Here is a 19,021-nt window from a genome sequence, read left to right on the forward strand (position 1 = left end):
ATGCATAAAATCATTATCGTCGGCGGAGGCCTGGCAGGTAGCCTCAGCGCCATTTATCTGGCGCAACGGGGACACGATGTCCACGTTGTCGAAAAACGCGGCGATCCGCTGCTGGAGAATGCCGCAAACGCCGACCCGGTCAACTCGCGCGCCATCGGCGTGAGCATGACCGTGCGCGGCATCAAGGCCGCCCTGGGAGCCGGCATCAATAAACAGGAGCTCGACCAGTGCGGCGAACCCATCGTCGGCATGGCGTTCAGCGTGGGCGGCCGGCACCGCATACGCGAGCTGACCCCGCTCGAAGGCCTGTTTCCCCTGTCGCTGGACCGCACGGCCTTCCAGCGCCTGCTGAACCGGCATGCCGTCAAGCACGAGGTGAAGTATTACTTTGAGCATAAATGCCTGGATGTCGACCTGGAAAGAAAGAGCGTACTGATCCAGGCCCCGGACGGCGCCGTACGGCAGCTGGATGGCGATCTGATCATTGGCGCCGATGGCGCCCACTCCGCGGTACGGCGCGCCATGCAAAGCGGCGTGCGCCGCTTCGAGTTCAGGCAGAGTTACTTCCGCCATGGCTACAAAACCTTGGTGTTGCCGAACGCGGCGGACCTGGGTTTCAGGAAGGATTTGCTGTACTTCTTCGGCATGGATTCCAAGGGGCTGTTTGCCGGTCGCGCGGCCACCATTCCGGACGGCAGCATCAGCTTTGCCCTGTGCCTGCCCTACACCGGCACACCGAGCCTGGGCACGCTGAACCGCGAAGCCATGGCCGACTTCTTCAGCCGCTACTTCGGCACCCTGCCGCCGGACCGCCGCCAGGAGATGCTGGAGCAGTTCATGGCGCTGCCCAGCAACGACCTCATCAATGTCCGCTCCAGCACCTTCCATTACAAGGCCAATATCCTGCTGATCGGCGATGCGGCGCATGCCACCGCCCCCTTCCTCGGACAAGGCATGAACATGGCGCTGGAAGATGTCCACGTCTTCGTTTCCCTGCTGGAAAAGCACGGCAATGCCCTGGGCCCCGCCCTGTCCGAATTCACGCAGCAGCGCAAGGTGCAGGCGGACGCCATGCAGGACATGGCGATCGCCAACTATGAAGCACTGAGCAATCCGAATCTGATTTTCTTCCTGCAGACGCGCTATACGCGCTACATGCACAAGAAATTCCCCCGTGTTTATCCGCCCGACATGGCGGAGAAACTGTACTTCACATCGGTTCCCTACGATGAACTGCAGCAAATCCAGAAGAAACAAAACGTTTGGTACAAACTTGGAAGGGTAAATTAATGAACATTCTCATTATCGGCGCAGGACCCGCAGGACTGATCTTTGCCAGTCAGATGAAACAAGCCCAACCCGGCTGGAAGATCAGCATTACGGAAAAAAATACCCCGGAAGAAGTACTGGGCTGGGGCGTGGTGCTGCCGGGACGGCCGCCGCGCCATCCAGCCAATCCGCTCTCCTACCTGGAGCAGCCGGAACGGCTCAATCCGCAGTTCCTGGAAGAATTCAAGCTCGTGCATCACGACCAGCCCAACCTGATGAGCACCGGCGTGACCCTGTGCGGCGTGGGACGCCAGGCCCTGGTGCAGGCCTTGCGCGCCAAGTGCGTGGCGGCCGGCATCGACATCCGCTACGAAACGTCGCCAGCGGACTCGGCGCAGCTGGCAGCCGAGTACGACCTGGTGGTGGTGTCGAATGGCGTCAACTACAAATCGCTGGACTTGCCGCCCGCGCTGGCGCCGCACATCGATTTCGGCCGCAACAAATACATCTGGTACGGCACCACCCAGCTGTTCGACCAGATGAACCTGGTGTTCCGCAGCAATGACCAAGGGATTTTCATCGGCCATGCCTATAAATACTCGGACACGATGAGCACCTTTATTGTCGAATGCAGCGAAGAGACCTACGCCAAGGCGGGGCTGGAAGCGCTGTCCGAGCGCGATGCTGCCGCGTATATCGCCCAAACCTTCAAAACCGAACTCGGTGAGCACGGGTTGCAGAGCCAAGCGGGCCAGGGCTGGCGCAACTTCATGACCCTCAGCCGCGACCGGGCCTGCGACGGCAAGTTCGTCCTGCTCGGCGATGCGCTGCAATCGGGGCATTTTTCCATCGGCCATGGCACCACCATGGCGGTGGTGGCAGCCCTGCTGCTGGTCAAGATCCTCCATACTGAAGCCGGCGCGGCGGCCGCCCTGGACAGCTTCAACGCGCGCACCGTGCCCCTGATGCAATTGTTCAAGGACCACGCCAACAGCAGCCGTCTGTGGTTTGAAAGCGTGGGCGAGCGTATCGGACTGAGCAATGAAGAGCTGACCGCCAGCTTCGACGCGCGCCGCAAGGACTTGCCGTCGCTGCAGGAAGCGCTGATGGCCAGCCTTGGCTACGCGCTGGGCCGCTAGGGAGCTGCCATGCCGACACACCTCGCCCCGCCGCTGCTGCCGCTGCAATGGAGCAGCGCCTATATCTCCTACTGGACACCGATGCAGGAGGACGACCAAGTCACGTCCGGCTATTGCTGGTTCGACTATGCACGCAACATCTGCCGCATCGATGGCCTGTTCAATCCCTGGTCGGAAAAGGAACATGGGCACCTGCTGTGGATGTCGGAAATCGGCGATGCCAGGCGCGAACAAAGCCGCAAGCAGAAAGTGGCCTACGCAAGGCAGGCGGAGGCAACTGGCGAGCAGCTGCAGGGCACGGCGCTGGCCGACGAGGTCACGCCGTTCCATGACTTGTTCCTGCCGCAAGCCGTGCTGCTGGACGGCGGCGCGCGTCACGACGGCCGCCACACCGTGCTGGGCCAGGAGGCGGACGCCTGGGTAGTCGAGCGTGCAGGCAAGCCGCCATCGGTCTTTTACCTGGAGGCCGGCGGCAACCGCCTGCTGCGCATGGTCACCGGCAATGACCCGCAGCACCTTTCGGTACGCGACTTCCCCAACCTGCTAGTCGGCGACATTCCGGACAGCGTCTTTACGTCTTGCAACACCTGACCAGGATGTGGCGCGCGCCCGAGCCCCATGCGGCCCGGGCGCGCGCCCGCCTGGCGAGTGTTTTAGTTATTAATCTCGAAGGATATTGCTATGCCGCTGGTTGTTTACATTCTGGGGTTGACGATCTTTTCGTTAACGACATCCGAATTCATGGTGGCGGGCATGATGCCGTCGCTGGCCCTGGCCATGGACGAACCGGTGACACGGATCGGCTACCTGATCTCGCTCTATGCCATGGGCATGGTCATCGGCGGGCCGCTGAGCACCATTGCCTTGCTCAAACTGCGCGTGCCGAACAAGAAGGGACTGCTGTGGCTGCTGGGCTTTTATATCCTTGCCCAATCCGTCGCCGCGTCCGCCACCAGCTATGACATCCTGGCCATCGCGCGGGTAGTCACGGGCGTGGCGGCCGCCACCTGCTTTGGCTTGTCCCTGGCCATTTGTGCCGACATCGTCAACCCCAACGCGCGCGGACGCGCCGCCGCCGTCGTGATCGGCGGCCTCATGCTCGCTTCGGTGGTCGGCGTGCCGGTCGCCACGCTCATCGACCAGCACCTGGGATGGCGCGCCAGCTTCTGGCTGGTGGTACTGCTGGCGCTCTTGTGCCTGGCGCTGATCACCGTGCTGGTGCCGCGCGCCAAGCCTTCCGAAATCGTCAGCCTCGGCAACGAACTGGGGGAGTTCCGCAACCGCCACCTGTGGGCAGCGTATGCCAGCAGCGGCCTCATCATCGGTGCGATTTTCGCGGCGTTCAGCTACTTTGCGGCCATCCTGACGGAAATTACCGGCTTTCCAGCGTCTTCGATCCCTTGGCTGCTGGGCGTCTACGGCATCGCGAACGTGGTGGGCAATGGCGTGGTCGGTCGTTATGCGGACCGCTACACCACGCTCATCATGGTCTGGGGCATGGTCATCCTGAGCATCAGCCTGGCGCTGTTCGCGGTCTTTGCGCACGACAAGGCCATCAGCGTCGCCTTGCTGGTCGTCACAGGCCTCGTGGGCATGTCGATGAATCCCGCCATCATCGCCCGCGTGATGAAGACCGCTCATCCCGGGCCGCTGGTCAACACCGTCCATACCTCCGTCATCAACATCGGCCTGGGCGCCGGCTCATGGCTCGGCGGCCTCGGCATTGCCGCCGGCTACGGCTTGCGCTCCCCACTGTGGGTCGGCGTCGCGCTGGCAGTGCTTGGATTAATCAGCTTGCTGCCTTACCTCGGGCACAGGTCGCGCGATTCGGTGCTGTCGCATTAACGGTAAGGGACGGTTGCGTTGCCAACCGTCCCCATCTCTTCAGGCAATAAAAAAGCCGACACATCATGTGCTCGCGCCACCAGCCTGCCCAATCTCGCCAGTGCCAACCGGCTAGCGAGATGACAGTTCTGCTTGAAACTACCGAGATTCCCATCCACGAAGAAACCGTACATGGCGCTAACGTCGGCACCGCTGTGGGCGACGCGCCGGGTCACCAGGCCGACGCCGGCAATGTCGACGCCCTGTTCGCCGCGCTGGCACAGTTCATCACGCTCTGGCCCGCGCTTGACGTCGATGGCCGAGGCTGGCACCGAGATCGTTCCCCGCACCTATGCGTACACGCTGACCCCGGCGCCTGGCAGCGGCGCGGACCTGAGCATGCTGCTGGTCCGTTCCCCATCCACCAACCCGGCACCGCTGTGGCCTGCGCTGGCGGTAGATGCCATTGGCGCCGGCATGGCGGCGCTCACCTTGCAGTCGTCGCCCCCATTGCAGGCCGTGTATGCCTAGCCACCTGCCTGGCCGCTGCCATTGATGCAGGCCAACCGGAAGGAATGCGAAACAAGGCGGCTCCCAGGCGGTAAAATCATTGCGGTTGACCAGGCTGTGGCTGGCAAAGCGCTCTTCGTTCCTTCATCATTGTGGAGACAGCTGCGTCACAACCCGTCATTCACGAACGTTGTATATTGAAAGGCAATATGTATGTCTGGCAACACCCATGTTTCTGAACGCCTCAAAAGCTGCCGCGAGAATCTTCGTATCTCACAAGTGCTGCTTGCCGAACTGGCGGGTATCAATCCCACGCAACTGTATCGCTATGAATCAGGCAAGGCCAACCTGCTAATGGACGCGGCAGAGAAGATTGCCGCGGCCCTCGGCGTTAGCACGGCCTGGCTCGTACATGGAACGTTGCCCATAGCCAGAGGCACGCAAATCGAACCGCCAGTGCCAGCCGGAGGGGCGCTAATCCTGAATTTTCTGGAACTTCCCCCCGTGCTTGCCTCCGCAGTGAAGCGCCTGTCCATGCAAAATGGCAGCACCGTCGAAATAGAGCTGCTGGAACTCGCGCATCAAGGCCTCGAAGCCATCCCCAAAAAAGCCTTGGATTGCGCCGAGTCCGCAAGCAAGCGCGATAAACAGCCAGATCACTACCTTGCTGAAAAGTTGCGGTAGATGGAGTGGTGCAGCTCACGGGGAAATACGCGGTGAATCGCCACTATTGGCTTAGACTCTCCTGATCCGTGGTTCTTGAAAGATGAAAAACCGATGGATCGTGTGAGTGGCCAGAGTGTCCTGCCAGGCACCTGATGTGAGATCTCAAAGCGGCCTGACCCAACGACGAGATCGGATCTGCCCTCCTCCGGGCGATCCCTTGGCACGTTGCAAGACAGTGCTGCCAATCCATAAGCGAGAAAGATAATCATGTTGGATAAGAAATGGTGGCATAACGCCGTCGTGTATCAGATCTACCCACGCAGTTTTCAAGACAGCAATCACGATGGGGTCGGTGATCTGGCCGGCATCATCGGCAGACTGGACTACCTGCAACATCTGGGAATCAATCTGATCTGGCTGTCGCCGGTGTACCGGTCGCCGATGGACGATAACGGCTATGACATCTCCGACTATCAGGATATCGCCGCTGAATTCGGCACATTGGCCGAGATGGAGCAGTTGATCGCAGAGGCGGCCAAGCGCAACATCCGTATCCTGATGGATCTTGTGGTCAACCACACCTCTGACGAGCATGCTTGGTTCGTCGAGGCGAAGAAATCCAAGGATAGCCCCTACCGTGACTACTACATCTGGCGCAATGCAGGCGCCGATGGCTCCCCGCCCGACCAGCAACGTTCGTATTTTGGCGGGAGTGCATGGGAATACGATGCCGCCAGCGGTGAATATTACTTCCATCTGTTCTCGAAACGACAGCCGGACCTGAACTGGGAAAATTCCCAGGTGCAGGAAGAGGTGCATCGCATGATGAACTGGTGGTTGGACAAGGGCATCGGCGGCTTCCGTATGGATGTGATCGATCTCATCGGCAAACAGGTCGACCAGCAGATTATCGCCAACGGCGCGCAACTGCACCCGCTGCTGCAGCAAATGCACCAAGCGACCTTGGCCGCACGCGATGTATTGTCGGTGGGCGAGACGTGGAGCGCCACCCCGGAGACCGCCAAGCTGTATTCCGACCCGGCGCGCCAGGAGCTGTCGATGGTCTTCCAGTTTGAGCACATCACCATGACCCACGATGCCAAGGAGGGAAAATGGAAGCCGCGGCCGTTCGATCTGATCGAGTTCAAGCAGGTCATCAGTAAATGGCAGACCGAGTTGGCCGATGCCGGCTGGAATTCGCTGTTCTGGAATAACCACGACCTGCCGCGCGCCGTATCCAAATACGGTGACCCCGGCCGTTACCGGGTCGAGTCGGCCAAGATGCTGGCCACCGCGCTACATTTTCTCAAGGGCACCCCCTACGTCTATCAAGGCGAGGAAATAGGCATGACCAATGTCCGTTTCGATTCCATCGACGACTATCGCGACATCGAATCGCTCAACCTCTACCACGAACGCACGACCGCCGGCGTGTCACCGGAGACGATGATGGCCGGCATCCACGCCAACGGGCGGGACAATGCACGCACACCAATGCAGTGGAACAGCACACACAACGCCGGCTTCAGTACTGGCACGCCATGGCTAAAGTTAAATCCAAACTACCCCGAGATCAACGTCGCGGCCGCGCTGGAACAACCCGATTCGGTCTTTTTCCACTACCAGAAGCTGATCGAACTGCGCAAGCACTGGGATGTCATGGTTTACGGAAAATACCTGCCGTTGCTGGAGCAGCACCCGCAGGTATTCGCCTACCGGCGCAGCTTGGGAAGCCAACAGCTGGTTGTCGTGAACAACTTCTCCGGCGAACACGTCGAACTGGATTTGCCGGCAACGCTGAGCGGCATTGCCGGGCAAGGCTTGATCAGCAACTATGCCCACCGTGACAGCTTGACCGACCACATCAGCCTGCAGCCATACGAATCGTTTGTCATCGCTTATGTATGTGAGCCAGGGCGCGGGTAAAGCGTTGCTGTGCAATCACATTGAGTCGCGCGATCGCCTGGGTAAATGGCGCTGGGTGGTCGAATGCACGCTGGGCTGATTACACCGCTTCCGCCGATTACCCATCCGCTACGAACGCCGTGCTGATATCCACCAGGAGTTTCTCTCGCTTGCCTGCATACTTATTTTCTGGCGATATATTCGGAGATTTTCTTAGGCCTTCTTAGTCTCTCTTGTCTTGGCATCGATATTGGTGAATGAGACTGAACCGAGTAAGGTGTGGTACACAGCGGTGAGCCACATTCCAATTTTTCTTATTTGGTAACTTGCCATCGTCGTAGTTTGGAGCAATATGAAGCATCCATATCCACCGTATTCTGCCATTGAGCTTGCGCTGAACGAAGTTATTCTAGCTGCTCGCTTGAAAGGGGTGAGCTTCAAGAATACTGAATTGATTACTACGTCAGAGGAGTGGGATAGAGAACTGGTGGTTTTATTTTTTTATCAAAATGACATTGATGTACAATGGAATCAAGAAAACGGCATTAATGAATGGTTGCAGCGAAAATTCGTTCATGAACTGAATGCCACCAAAGTCCGCTATGGTTTTTCTGAATTTCCAGAGATCACTTTCATGTTTGACTCCGAAGAAAATGTTAAGACGATTTTTCAAGGGGATTATTTTTTACGGCTAAGGTAGCGTCTCGTGACCACCGTTTAATTCGCAATCCAGTTGCTGACACTCATTTTGGAAGGGGGGAATTGCCATCCGTCGCTTAAACTCTTCTGATTCATAGTTCTTGAAAGATGAAAAAACGATGGGTCGTGTTGGGTCTGGGTGTTCTAGCAAGTTCCTCGCGTGCGATCTCGTAGCAGCCTAATCCACCGACGAGGTCGGTTCTGGCCTGTCTATGTCCCCTGCCCCGCAGAGACTCCTGCCACGCTCACGCAAAAGCAGGCCTTCCCTAGCCATGATCGCCGGCGAAGGATTGCATAGCTGGCTGAGGCAACAGCAGAGCACCTGCTTCTGAGAGCTATAACAGCACCGTTGGCTAAGATAAACTAGCCCGTCATCTGCTTCGTGCGCTCGGCCAGATCGGGCACTTTGCACGATGGCGGTGGAGTTGCGCTCACGGCCGGCGCGACATGGCACCTGACGGTATCACGCCAAAACAGAAGCTTGCCATGGCCGCTTAACCTCTACTTTTAGTGCAATCTAAAAATGGGGGATTACCGTCCTTCGCGAAGAGGCCTGGGGAAAACTCGTCGTGCCAGGCAAGGCGTGTGTCCACTTTGGCTACGACTACTACATGTACATCGGAGTACCCTCGAAATGCGAATGGTCGATTGCCATCGCACGCGATCTAGGTCTATTTGTCGAACGAATTCGCTCGCCTCATCTTCGTCAACAGCCATTCAGATAAGTTACCCGACTTCGGATGAGGCAAACGAGTCAGTGCAGTGGTTTAATGTACCCGTCAGTCAAACAGTAATCGAGTGGGATGGTCCCGCGTCAGGCATAAGCCGACACCAAAGAGCACTAAAGCACCTCTCAGCCCGCCTAAATGCGGGCTGCTTTCGTTTTCAGCCTGGCACTGTCTGGCAAGTTTTCGCACCACCAAGCCCCCCCTCCCGCTACTATGAACTGCCCGGAGCAATCAGCTGCATCCGCCCGCATGATCGTTGCCACCGTGCGCGGCGATGAACATGGCGACTGCGGACCGGCAATAGGATTCGATTTCGCTGTTGTCCTCCGCTATCGCTTCATTGAAGCGTGCGATGATCAGCAGATCGGATCCCTTTAACAGCGCGGCAAACAAGCGGGCGGACAGGAGAGGGTCGGGCACGTTCAGAACCGCCCTCGCGTGAAACTGACGCAACAGGGCCTCGATTTGGGCGATGACATGGGCGGGGCCTGCTTCGTATTGTAGCTTGCTTAGCGACTGTTGATTCGTCTTGTCGGCCATGATCATGGCTTCGATACGACGGACGTCCGGGTTCAAGAACGTGTGAAGCAGAGATGATCCCACCGCCATGAGCTGATCCTCGGCCGAACCGTCTACGCCTTCAAACAGGGCCTGTGGTGCAAACTGATGGCAGCGGGCCGCGATGGCCGCGCTAAACAGCGCCTCCTTGTTCTCGAAGTGCCGATAGATGCTTAGCTTGGATATCTTCGCCCGCTTGGCGACCTTGTCCATTGTCGTCGCTTGAAAACCCAATTCCACAAAAAGCTCGCACGCGGCGTCGGCGATCGTTTGGCCAAGCGCCTCGTTGGTTGGCCGGCCGCGCCGGCCCTGATTTTTTTCAGTCATAAAAATTCCAGTACTTGACAGTATCCAATTCTTTAATTAGGATACCACATAGTATCCAAAAGGTGCAAACCCATTAAGCAGGTTATTGCGCGCCAAGCCCTGCCCACCCTTCATCCACACATGGAGTCCATCACCATGAATGACGTCATCATCATCGGCGGCAGCTTTGCCGGCCTCGCCGCCGCCCTGCAGCTCGGCCGTGCCCGCCGCAAGGTCACGGTCCTCGACAGTTGCCGGCCGCGCAACCGCTTTGCCGGCCATTCGCATGGTCTGCTCGGCCACGATCACAAGCCGCCGCTGGACATCCTGGTCGAGGCGCGGCAGCAGTTGGCGCGCTATCCAACGATCAGGCTGGTCACTGCCCGTGCCGACAGCATCTCCGGTGCAATCGACGATTTCTGCGTCGTCACTGACGATAACGAAAGCCTAAGGGCACGTCGCCTGATCCTGAGCTATGGCGTCGTCGATCAAATGCCTGATGTCCCGGGCTTCGCCGAAGGCTGGGGCACATCCATTGTGCCCTGCCCCTATTGCGACGGCTTTGAAGTCGCCGGCCAGCATTGGGGCCTCGTCTGGTCCGGTCCGCAGTCGCACAATTATGTCAGGCTGTACCACGATTGGACCGAGACGCTGACGGTCTTCGCCGATGGTCACGACATTCCACCCGATATCCGGGCCGATCTGGCGCGCCGCAACATACCTATCGTCGATGGCAGGATCACGGAAATCGCCCGACACGGAGGCCAAAATGCCACTGTCAAGCTCGATACCGCCACCAATGTCGCGGTCGACATCCTGTTCGCGCATCCGCGCAACAAGCCGTCCGCAAGCCTGCATGAATCACTGGGCCTCGCTACAGTCAATACACCCCTGGGCATCGCCCTCAAGGTCGACGAGCGCCGCGAAACCAGCATACCCGGCATCTACGCCGCCGGCGATCTTGCAAACCCAGCCATGGCCTCGGTCACCACGGCAATATCGCAGGGCGCAACGGCGGGTATCTCCGCTCAGCAGTCGATGCTGGTCTGAAAGCACAGATTTGTGATGAGCATGGCCATCGAACCCGACAGCGCCGGTGTACGCATCCCTCCGCCCGTCATCTATCCGGGAGCGCTGCTGTCGGGGTTGGCGGCGGAGCAGATCGAACGCGCGGCCGCGCTCGCAATTCCTCACCCACTCACGTTCATGAGATCCTCTCCGCGCAGGTCGAGGACGGCCATCGGTTCGCCGCACGGCACGCGATGGAGGTCGTCCCCCGACGTCGACCACTTCCTACACATCGAGGCCCCCGAGGCGATCGCGGAACGGATCGCGGCGTGGGGCCGACTCGTGTCATTCCCCCCGGCCTCGACAAAAGGGGTCTAGTCAAGAACAAATCAGAACAAGGAGATAGCATGACAGAGCAAAATGCCTATCAGGTCGCCGACTGGAAGGATCAAAGCGGAGAGCGCTGGGTCGCAAACCAGGCCCGGCTTGATGCCATGGTGGCGGTGTTCGGCCAAGCCGCGATCGAAGCCGCCGCGCCCGCGACGGGCGAGCGCGTGCTGGACGTCGGCTGCGGCGCAGGCGCGTCGAGTCTGGCTCTGGCCGCCCGCGTCGGCGCGCAGGGGCAAGTGCTGGGCGTGGACATATCCGAAGCGCTGATCGGCCGCGCACGCACGCTTACGCCACAACATACGCCGGCCCAGTTCCTGGTAGCCGACGCCAGCAGTGCCGAGTTGCCCGAAGGCGCGTTCGACATCCTGTTCTCGCGTTTCGGGGGGATGTTCTTCGGCGATCCAATAGGGGCGTTCGCCCATATGCGACGCGCGCTGCGGCCGGGCGGGCGGGTCGCTTTCGTCTGCTGGCGCGGCGCGGCCGAGAACGAATGGATGCGCCTGCCGATGGGCGCGATACAGGGCATCGTCGCGCTGACCGCGCCGCCCGATCCCGAAGCGCCCGGCCCGTTTTCGTTCGGCGAGCGGGATCGGGTGACGCGCATCCTGACGGCAGCCGGTTTCACCGATATCGCTATCGCACCCTTCGATGCTTCCGTCCCGTTCGGCGAGGGCGGAACGCGGGACGCTGCGATCGACGACGCGGTGAAGATGGCGCTCGAGGTCGGCCCGCTGTCGCGCGTAATCGCCGCTCAGCCCGATGAGATCCGTGCCCGTGCTGCGGTCGCCGTCCGTACCGTCTTCGCGGGCCGCCCCGGCGAGCGCTCGGTGATGATCGACGGCGCGGCATGGATCGTCACGGCGCGCAATCCGCCAAGTTGACACGGATTAACACGGGAGACGCCCGCCGCTCGGTGGAACGAGGCGCCTTGGGCCGGGCAGATTGATATCCCGTCTGGCGGGGCTCTGACGGCACTGGCGCTGCAATGCAAAATGTGCCGTCTAGGATGTCCGACTTTATTGTTCGTCCAGATAAAAATATGAACTTGCAGGGACTGCTGAAGGTCGCGACCGACCGTTTCCGCCCGGCCGATAGCAGACGACATGCGTGGCTTAGGCTTTGAGAGCAAGGAAGAGATATGATAGGCGTAATCCTGCTTGATATACGGGGGCAAGATCAGGAGGAAAATCCTATTGCCCCAAGTTTGCCCCAAGTTCCTATTCAGACAAAAGATGACATCCTGAGTCATTGAATACAAACGAAAAATTTGGTGGGAAGTGCAAGTTTCGAATTAGAAACAAAGTAACCATAGATCACAATAGCCTACGACAGCGCACGGGAAAAATTGGTAACTTTCGGTATCTTTTGCGCTAAAGCGATCTGAAGCCATCTTCCATTGCCCCAAGTTTGCCCAAGTTTTACCGAAAGTATCACAAGCATATGAAGCTAAAAAAATAAAACCTCATAGGTATTTTGGCAATGTTCAGCATTTCCATTACAGGCATCGACTGCTCATGTTTCTGGCCAGAATCAGTGCGCTTCAGAAAATCTCACAGACTTGAACATCGGCGAAACTTCCACAGATCTTGATTTAAATAATTCGCACTCGATTATCAATAAGGTAGTCAAGTTACCGATTTTTCTTGGATTTTTTGAGCTATTGTTGTTCGATACCATCGAAAATACCATCAATAACAACTTGGTCTTAACCACTTTCGTACCTTGCTCATGGTCAGGACATGCGAAGAGGAGTATTGACCACATCAGACCGGCAGTATGAACGCCGGCTCACAAATGACAACCGTTTTTTCCAGGTCATCACGTCCCTCGTTTAGCGAGGTCGGCAAGCAGGATCCAGTTCCCCGGGATAGGCAGCCGCATCGCCATAATCAATGCCCTGCCCGGAACGGGCATGCATGAGTGCGATACTCGCCGGATGGTTGATCGTATACCAGTACTGCTCGGTACGAACCACTACTTCACGCACATACGCGAGTAAGCCAGTGGCGTAGGCGTAGTACTGGCAATTGAGCATCTCCAGCACATTCAAATACGCCTGATCGTTGCGGTCATACACAAAAAAGTCATAACGTCGCACGCGGGGGATACGACACAGGGGGGCACAGGCAAGCTGGTAGAGACTGACCGCCAGATCCAGCAAAAACAACGGAATGACTGGCATATAGACGAGCGAAAGCAACACGATATGGCGCCATTGCACTTGCCTCAGGTAGGGGATCAGCCCAGTCCTCTGGCGCTGCCACTGGTCGTATCCCGTACGTGCCAGCAAAAGTCGGCACGGCGTCAATCCGCCGTTGACTGACTTGCGCTGGAACCTCACCTCCTGCTCAAGTTCGTGTTCCAGCTGTCTGATCCTGGCCTGCAGTTCATGGATACGTTGGTTCATGACACACCTTAAACAAGAAAGAGCAGCATTTGCCAGCTACGACCCGTTCACTTTAACGGTCAAGCAAAGGATCGTCTGTGGATGGATTTGATAAGCATCAACATAACGAGTACAAAGTCCACTCGAGCGTGCCCCATCTTGCCGAAGTTAACTCTGCCGTCCCTCCAGAAATAGTTTTTAATTGCGTAATCACGGCCCGGCAAGTTGCAAAGCATGCTGCACTTTCCTAATATGAAAGGTCTGGCGCCTGGCGCCGCATATGCATTGCTTCCGGGAGCAGCCATGACGCCACTGGACCCACCCCACCACCAGCGCATTCTGGATCTGCTGGACGCCGCGCACGATCTGACATTGGCCACCCTGCGCCCGGATGGCTATCCGCAAGCGACCGTGATTAATTATGTGCATGACGATCTGATCCTGTATTCGTGCATTGGTCTGGGCAGTCAAAAGGCGCACAATATCCGCCAACATGACAAGGTCTCTCTGACCATTACCCCACCCTATCAGGACTGGGATCATATCCGGGGCCTGTCGATGGCAGGCAATGCCATCCTTGTCCATGAGGCCGACGAAACGGCACATGTAGCCGACCTGTTGCTGTTTCATTTCCCACAACTGCGACAGCTCATCAATGCAAACGCTGCGCCACCGTGGCCCGGCTTGGTATTTGTGCGCATCACTCCCAGCGTGATCTCCGTACTGAACTATGAACTGGGTTTCGGCCACACCGATTTGTTTGAAGTCACTTGACCCACGACGTCATTAATTGTGGGGAACTACATGATGTAAATCATGATTTTTTCGCGCGGAATTTGTTAGGCTGCCTTCATCCATCCAACAGGTGCCCGCCATGAACTATAAAACGATCGTTGTCCATGTTGATGCAACGCCTCAGGCTCACGAACGTACCGTATTGGCAGGCATAATTGCCCGCAGTCAGCAGGCCCACCTGATCGGTACTGCAACGGCGCCACTGTCGAACCTGTATGAGGCCAGCCGCCGCATAATAGGAGCACTCGAGCGCTTTGACACCCATTCCCGATCTCTCGATGTATCCTGCGAGCGACGCTTGAGCGACCATGATATCCAAACGAACCTGATACTGCAGGCACGGCAGGCCGACTTGCTCGTGCTGAGCCAAAGCAGCGCAGACCACGACGACAGCGGCCTGCCCCCGGATTTGCCCGAACATGTGGCCCTTCATTCCGGCAGGCCGGTCCTGATTGTGCCATGCACGGGCACCTACCTGCATCTGGATCAGCACGCGCTGGTCGCCTGGGACGGCAGCCGGGCGGCCACCCGCGCCGTCGCCGATGCGCTGCCGCTGCTACGCCACAGCCAGCGCGTCACTTTAGTCATGCTCAATCCATCTCCACAGTCCAGCATCCATGCGGGAAAACCTGGTGCCGATATTGCCATATTTCTTGCGCGCCATGATATTCAGGTCCAGGTCTTGGCACACACGGCCGCACTCGGTATGTCAGTGGGTGAAGCCCTGCTATCACTGACGGAAAAGCTGAATGCCGACCTTCTGGTGATGGGCGCTTATGGCCATCCTCGCTGGAATGAAATAGTGCTTGGCGGCGCCACGCGCACGCTGCTGCGGTCGATGACACTGCCGGTGCTGATGTCTCACTAGGGCTGCTGGTAACGGACACGGATCGCGTTATCCAACAATGCAACATGAGCGGCCTCCTCAATAGAAATTACCCAGCCGTTTGATAAATGTCATTTGTACTTTTTCTATTTTCAACTTGAACCCCTAAACTAAATCAGTTGACACCTCACTACTTTGATACCGTTTTTTCATGTCACGACCGACCAATCTGGAGAAAACTATGCCTGATGTAAACACCAACACGCCCGAACAACTCCACCAGGACACGAAGCATTCCCTGATGAATCGCTACAACGCGATAGCGCAGCACACGCTCGACTGTAGTACCGAGATATCTCGTCTGAATATCCGCTACGCTCAGGAATTGTCGGAGGCCAACATAGACACCATGCTGCTGTGCATGCAAAACTGTAGTCTGGCTCGCCGTTGCGAATTGGGATTTGGTTATCTGAAACCACATGTTTCGGCCAACAATGTTTACCGGTCAAACTTGTTCAAGATCATGCTTGACATGCAAAACTCCATACTGGAAAGTGCCAATGCAACGGTATCCGACTACTCTGACGAGTTGCAAAAAATTGCCGTATCCTAGACATGCAACCAATCCAACACGCATGATCTTCCCCGCTGGTCCTGCAGCGCGGCTCCCGGCGGTTATCGAGAATATGAACGCCTGCTCGCACTTGCCTCACGATACTGTCCGTCCAGTCGACATTGGACAACGTGTACACGGCGCAGTTTCCCTTTGCACCGAGGCGGAATACACGGACGTGACAGTAGATGAAGCGCTACGGCATGCACTGATCTGCGAAGAATTGCTGGAGCGTGAACCAATCGAAGTTGTATGGGCATACTGTGTGGCGCAGCACGTCCTACCGCCATGTAACATCACAATACGGGAATTCACCAGGCGCAAGCAAGAGCAAGCGGAAAGCGCCGAAAAACTGTGCGACTACGGTTGGTGGATAAAGCGCCTGAAACTACGCAATGCGAGGATGGCGCTTCAGCAGCGCTAACGCCCCGCCACGACGCGCACTGCCTGTCCGGGGCACGACACTGGCAGTGCGCCAGCTTGTCATGATCGCCCCAACGGCATGCCCACGTATACGATCTGTGTAGAACTGACGGACGTGGCCATTCTTCCGGAAAGGCATTAAATGTCAATATTACATGATCAGGATCAATTAATACCCTGACAACGCAACATGAATCAAGTAACTTGGTCCTACCGTTCGAATGCAACCTTCCCGGGAGTCGGCCATGTACAAAACCATTCTCATGTATGCCGACCAGTTTTCCGGCTTTGAACGACGCCTGGAAGTCGCGGCCGCACTGGCGCAGGAATATGGGGCCCACCTGATCGGCACGGCAGCCAGCGGTGGCGCGCAACTCGACTATATTGTGTATGGTGTAGCGGCACTCACTCCCCTGTTGCAATTCGACTATGAACCGATGCGCAAAGCAGCCCAGGAACAACTTCGGCAATTCGATGGTCATTGTCGCCGCTTGGGCGTGGCGTCGTACGAAACGCGTTTTCAAGACAGTCATGCTGCCGACGCATTGATACTGCAGTCGCTCTATTGCGACCTGATTGTGACTGGCCAAAGCGATCTGAGCGATCCAGGCCTCATCTGGTCCACACGGCTGCCCGGGTATCTCGCAATGCACAGCCCCCGGCCCCTGCTGGTTATCCCGGATGGCGATGGGCCGGTAGCAGTTCCCGGGCGCTCCATCGTCATTGGCTGGAATGCAAGTCCTGAAGCGAGCCGCGCTGTAGCTGGAGCCATGCCCCTGTTGCTGCGCGCTCAACGTGTGCAGATTATGGTACTCAATCCACATGTGGGGAAGCAGCACGGCGACGAGCCTGGAGCGGACCTGGCGCGCTATCTGCTTCGCCACGGGATCCCGGTTGAAGTGAACTGCCACGACAATGTCACTGAGTCTGCTACCACTCTGTGTAGTCGCGCGCTGAATAGTGGGGCTGACCTGATTGTCGCGGGTGCGTATGGCCGTAGCCGCTTCCATGAATGGATACTGGGTGGCACCACGCATAGCTTGCTAAGCCAGAGCAGAGTACCGCTGCTGTTGTCGCACTAAGCACTTGCTCGGTAACTGCGTGCATGCTTGCATTTTCTCACAGAGAGGCAGGCGGCGACAGCGCCTGCGAAACCAGAGGATAGCCAACAGATTGCGCCAGCATCACATGCTGTCCCGCCGTCAATGCCATGGCTTCAGCAAGCTCTTCTTGATCAAACCATCCGCGCGCAACGGCAGCCAATCCTTCTGCGGCGCAAAACAGGTAAACATTCTGACTGATATGGCCGACATCAAGTGCGGCAAAGAGTAACTGTTTGGCCTGCTCCTCGGGAGGCATGCGCGACAAATTGGCGACATAAAGCAGATTGACCGGAGCCCTGGCAACGAAATCCTGCTTGCCGGTCAACGCCCGCATATCGACGGAACTTTGCTGCATCAGTGCCGGCGCCTGCGCATCATAGCGGTATAGACCACTTGCCATCGCAATATAAATATCAATTTCCTGCGCATTACAGACAGAAGGTGCAGTTCTATGGCCTGAAGTCTCACGATTGCAGCCGTTTGCGGCCCACAGTAAACGCGAGAGCCTGTACCACGAGAGCTCGCGTTCGCTGAATTCGCGCTGCGAACCGCGCAGCTTCAGTATTTCAATCAGGGCCATACCCAGTACATTGATGTCGGCATCCAGTTCAAACGAGGCCGGTCCCATCAATGGCAAAAGCTCACTCTCCTGCACAGTTCTACTCACCTCGCCTCCATTTCACGCTACACGACCGTTCCGCCGATTGCCGCAGACGCCCGGGCAGCCAAGGCGCGATGGTGTGTCAAACATGTTGGTGAGTATCCGCTCAACATACATGATTGGCCGCAATAATGACTTTCAATACCCGTGCACCAAGCGCATCAGCAAACAATGCATAGGCGTCGACGATGTCCTTCAGCATAAAGCGGTGTGTAATCAGACCTGATACATCGAGTCGTCCGGACTGCACCGCCATCAACAACTGTGGGATGGTGGTGGTGTCCACCAGACGAGTAGTGATAGTAATATTTTTCGACCAAAGTTGTTCCAGATGCAAATCTGCCGGCCAATAATGCACCCCCACATTGGCGACTGTACCGCCAGGCGCAACGATATCTGCACACAATTTGAACGTGGCGGGAGTCCCGACCGCCTCTATCGCCGTGTCAACGCCGCGTCCACCGGTCAGCCCCAATACTGCGATGACGGCTGCGCGCTCAACTGCCCGCACCGTGTGACTTGCAGCAAACTGGCGACTCATTTCAAGACGATGTGGATCAACATCGACCATGATAATGCTGGATGGAGCGAAAAACTGGGCGGTCATCAATGCGGCCAGGCCGACAGGACCGGCCCCCACGATCGCAACGCTGCTGCCAGGCTGGATATTGCCATTGAGCACGCCACATTCGAAACCTGTTGGCAAAATTTCGCTAAGCATGACCAAGGAATCTTCATCGACATCGGGTGGAATCCTGTACAGACTCGTGTCCGCAAAAGGAATCCGCACATACTCGGCCTGAGTGCCATCAATTTTATGCCCCAGGATCCAGCCCCCATCGACACAGTGCGAACTCATGCCACGCTGACAGTACTCGCAACGGCCACAGGAACTGATACAGGAAATCAGCACACCATCACCGGGGCGAAAACCCGTGACAGCGCTGCCCACCGAATCAATCACGCCTATGCCCTCATGGCCCAAGGTTGTGCCCGGAAGGCAAGTGGGCACTTTCCCTTTCAGGATATCCAAATCAGTTCCGCAGATCGTGGTCTTGCTTATCCGGACGATAGCATCAGTCGGAAACCGTATTACTGGAATTGGCTTGTTCCACAGTACCGGATTGCCTGGAACTTCATACACCAGCGCGCGCATACCTTACTCCCCATTTTGCACTGCAGACGATAGTCCATCAAGGCTAGTGCACATGC

The 19,021-nt window shown here is 57.4% G+C and carries 18 protein-coding genes and 1 pseudogene; 15 read left to right on the forward strand and 4 right to left on the reverse strand.

What is annotated here, in order from left to right:
- From CSQ95_RS10600 to CSQ95_RS29055, 9 genes and pseudogenes are all read left to right on the forward strand, one after another.
- The gene (locus tag CSQ95_RS10600) at window positions 1-1,290 is read left to right on the forward strand and encodes an NAD(P)/FAD-dependent oxidoreductase (RefSeq protein ID WP_099409464.1); all 1,290 of its coding nucleotides are present in this window, start codon (window positions 1-3) and stop codon (window positions 1,288-1,290) included.
- A 53-nt stretch (window positions 1,291-1,343) separates the two neighbouring features.
- Window positions 1,344-2,408, forward strand: coding sequence for a tryptophan hydroxylase (locus tag CSQ95_RS10605; protein WP_218963602.1), 1,065 nt, complete (start codon window positions 1,344-1,346; stop codon window positions 2,406-2,408).
- A 9-nt stretch (window positions 2,409-2,417) separates the two neighbouring features.
- Entirely contained in the window at window positions 2,418-2,999 is a 582-nt protein-coding gene (gene vioE / locus CSQ95_RS10610) for a violacein biosynthesis enzyme VioE (protein ID WP_099409466.1), read from the forward strand.
- A gap of 90 nt (window positions 3,000-3,089) precedes the next feature.
- A complete protein-coding gene (locus CSQ95_RS10615) occupies window positions 3,090-4,253 on the forward strand; it encodes an MFS transporter (RefSeq protein WP_099409467.1) in 1,164 nt (387 codons plus the stop codon).
- 171 nt (window positions 4,254-4,424) lie between these two features.
- Window positions 4,425-4,763 carry a hypothetical protein gene (locus CSQ95_RS29050; RefSeq protein WP_143449937.1) on the forward strand — a complete coding sequence of 113 codons (339 nt, stop codon included), beginning with the start codon at window positions 4,425-4,427 and terminating at the stop codon, window positions 4,761-4,763.
- 192 nt (window positions 4,764-4,955) lie between these two features.
- Entirely contained in the window at window positions 4,956-5,426 is a 471-nt protein-coding gene (locus CSQ95_RS10630; protein ID WP_099409470.1) for a helix-turn-helix domain-containing protein, read from the forward strand.
- Window positions 5,427-5,675: 249 nt separating this feature from the next.
- Window positions 5,676-7,334 (forward strand): alpha-glucosidase, encoded by a 1,659-nt coding sequence (locus tag CSQ95_RS10635; protein ID WP_306532448.1) that lies wholly within the window; start codon window positions 5,676-5,678, stop codon window positions 7,332-7,334.
- Between the two features lie 37 nt (window positions 7,335-7,371).
- Window positions 7,372-7,530: pseudogene (locus CSQ95_RS30030) on the forward strand (transposase); the annotation flags it as partial.
- A 135-nt stretch (window positions 7,531-7,665) separates the two neighbouring features.
- Entirely contained in the window at window positions 7,666-8,013 is a 348-nt protein-coding gene (locus tag CSQ95_RS29055; protein ID WP_143449938.1) for a hypothetical protein, read from the forward strand.
- Between the two features lie 958 nt (window positions 8,014-8,971).
- On the opposite strand, the gene CSQ95_RS10640 is transcribed toward CSQ95_RS29055, so the two are convergent.
- Window positions 8,972-9,625 (reverse strand): TetR/AcrR family transcriptional regulator, encoded by a 654-nt coding sequence (locus CSQ95_RS10640; RefSeq protein ID WP_099409472.1) that lies wholly within the window; start codon window positions 9,623-9,625, stop codon window positions 8,972-8,974.
- 135 nt (window positions 9,626-9,760) lie between these two features.
- Here CSQ95_RS10640 and CSQ95_RS10645 point away from each other — a divergent pair, with 135 nt between their 5' ends.
- Window positions 9,761-10,654: an NAD(P)/FAD-dependent oxidoreductase gene (locus CSQ95_RS10645; RefSeq protein ID WP_099409550.1), complete on the forward strand. Its 894-nt coding sequence runs from the start codon at window positions 9,761-9,763 to the stop codon at window positions 10,652-10,654.
- Between the two features lie 365 nt (window positions 10,655-11,019).
- Window positions 11,020-11,883: a methyltransferase domain-containing protein gene (locus tag CSQ95_RS10660; RefSeq protein WP_099409473.1), complete on the forward strand. Its 864-nt coding sequence runs from the start codon at window positions 11,020-11,022 to the stop codon at window positions 11,881-11,883.
- A gap of 950 nt (window positions 11,884-12,833) precedes the next feature.
- Here the strand turns inward: CSQ95_RS10660 and CSQ95_RS10665 are convergent.
- Window positions 12,834-13,409, reverse strand: a complete 576-nt coding sequence (locus CSQ95_RS10665) for a hypothetical protein (protein WP_099409474.1) — start codon at window positions 13,407-13,409, stop codon at window positions 12,834-12,836.
- A gap of 282 nt (window positions 13,410-13,691) precedes the next feature.
- Between CSQ95_RS10665 and CSQ95_RS10670 the strand changes: the two genes are divergently transcribed.
- The 4 genes from CSQ95_RS10670 to CSQ95_RS10690 all read left to right on the forward strand — a co-directional run bounded on the left by CSQ95_RS10670 (window position 13,692) and on the right by CSQ95_RS10690 (window position 17,127).
- The gene (locus CSQ95_RS10670; protein WP_099409475.1) at window positions 13,692-14,162 is read left to right on the forward strand and encodes a pyridoxamine 5'-phosphate oxidase family protein; all 471 of its coding nucleotides are present in this window, start codon (window positions 13,692-13,694) and stop codon (window positions 14,160-14,162) included.
- A gap of 100 nt (window positions 14,163-14,262) precedes the next feature.
- A complete protein-coding gene (locus tag CSQ95_RS10675; RefSeq protein WP_099409476.1) occupies window positions 14,263-15,051 on the forward strand; it encodes a universal stress protein in 789 nt (262 codons plus the stop codon).
- A gap of 199 nt (window positions 15,052-15,250) precedes the next feature.
- Entirely contained in the window at window positions 15,251-15,622 is a 372-nt protein-coding gene (locus CSQ95_RS10680; protein ID WP_099409477.1) for a hypothetical protein, read from the forward strand.
- A gap of 668 nt (window positions 15,623-16,290) precedes the next feature.
- A complete protein-coding gene (locus CSQ95_RS10690) occupies window positions 16,291-17,127 on the forward strand; it encodes a universal stress protein (RefSeq protein ID WP_180279019.1) in 837 nt (278 codons plus the stop codon).
- Window positions 17,128-17,164: 37 nt separating this feature from the next.
- On the opposite strand, the gene CSQ95_RS10695 is transcribed toward CSQ95_RS10690, so the two are convergent.
- Together CSQ95_RS10695 and CSQ95_RS10700 are read right to left on the reverse strand one after the other, a co-directional pair.
- Window positions 17,165-17,815, reverse strand: a complete 651-nt coding sequence (locus CSQ95_RS10695) for a SagB/ThcOx family dehydrogenase (protein ID WP_257218016.1) — start codon at window positions 17,813-17,815, stop codon at window positions 17,165-17,167.
- A 100-nt stretch (window positions 17,816-17,915) separates the two neighbouring features.
- The gene (locus tag CSQ95_RS10700; protein WP_099409480.1) at window positions 17,916-18,965 is read right to left on the reverse strand and encodes a zinc-dependent alcohol dehydrogenase family protein; all 1,050 of its coding nucleotides are present in this window, start codon (window positions 18,963-18,965) and stop codon (window positions 17,916-17,918) included.
- Window positions 18,966-19,021: the final 56 nt, after the last annotated feature.

The organism is Janthinobacterium sp. BJB304 (assembly GCF_002735765.1).
Taxonomy (GTDB): domain Bacteria; phylum Pseudomonadota; class Gammaproteobacteria; order Burkholderiales; family Burkholderiaceae_D; genus Janthinobacterium.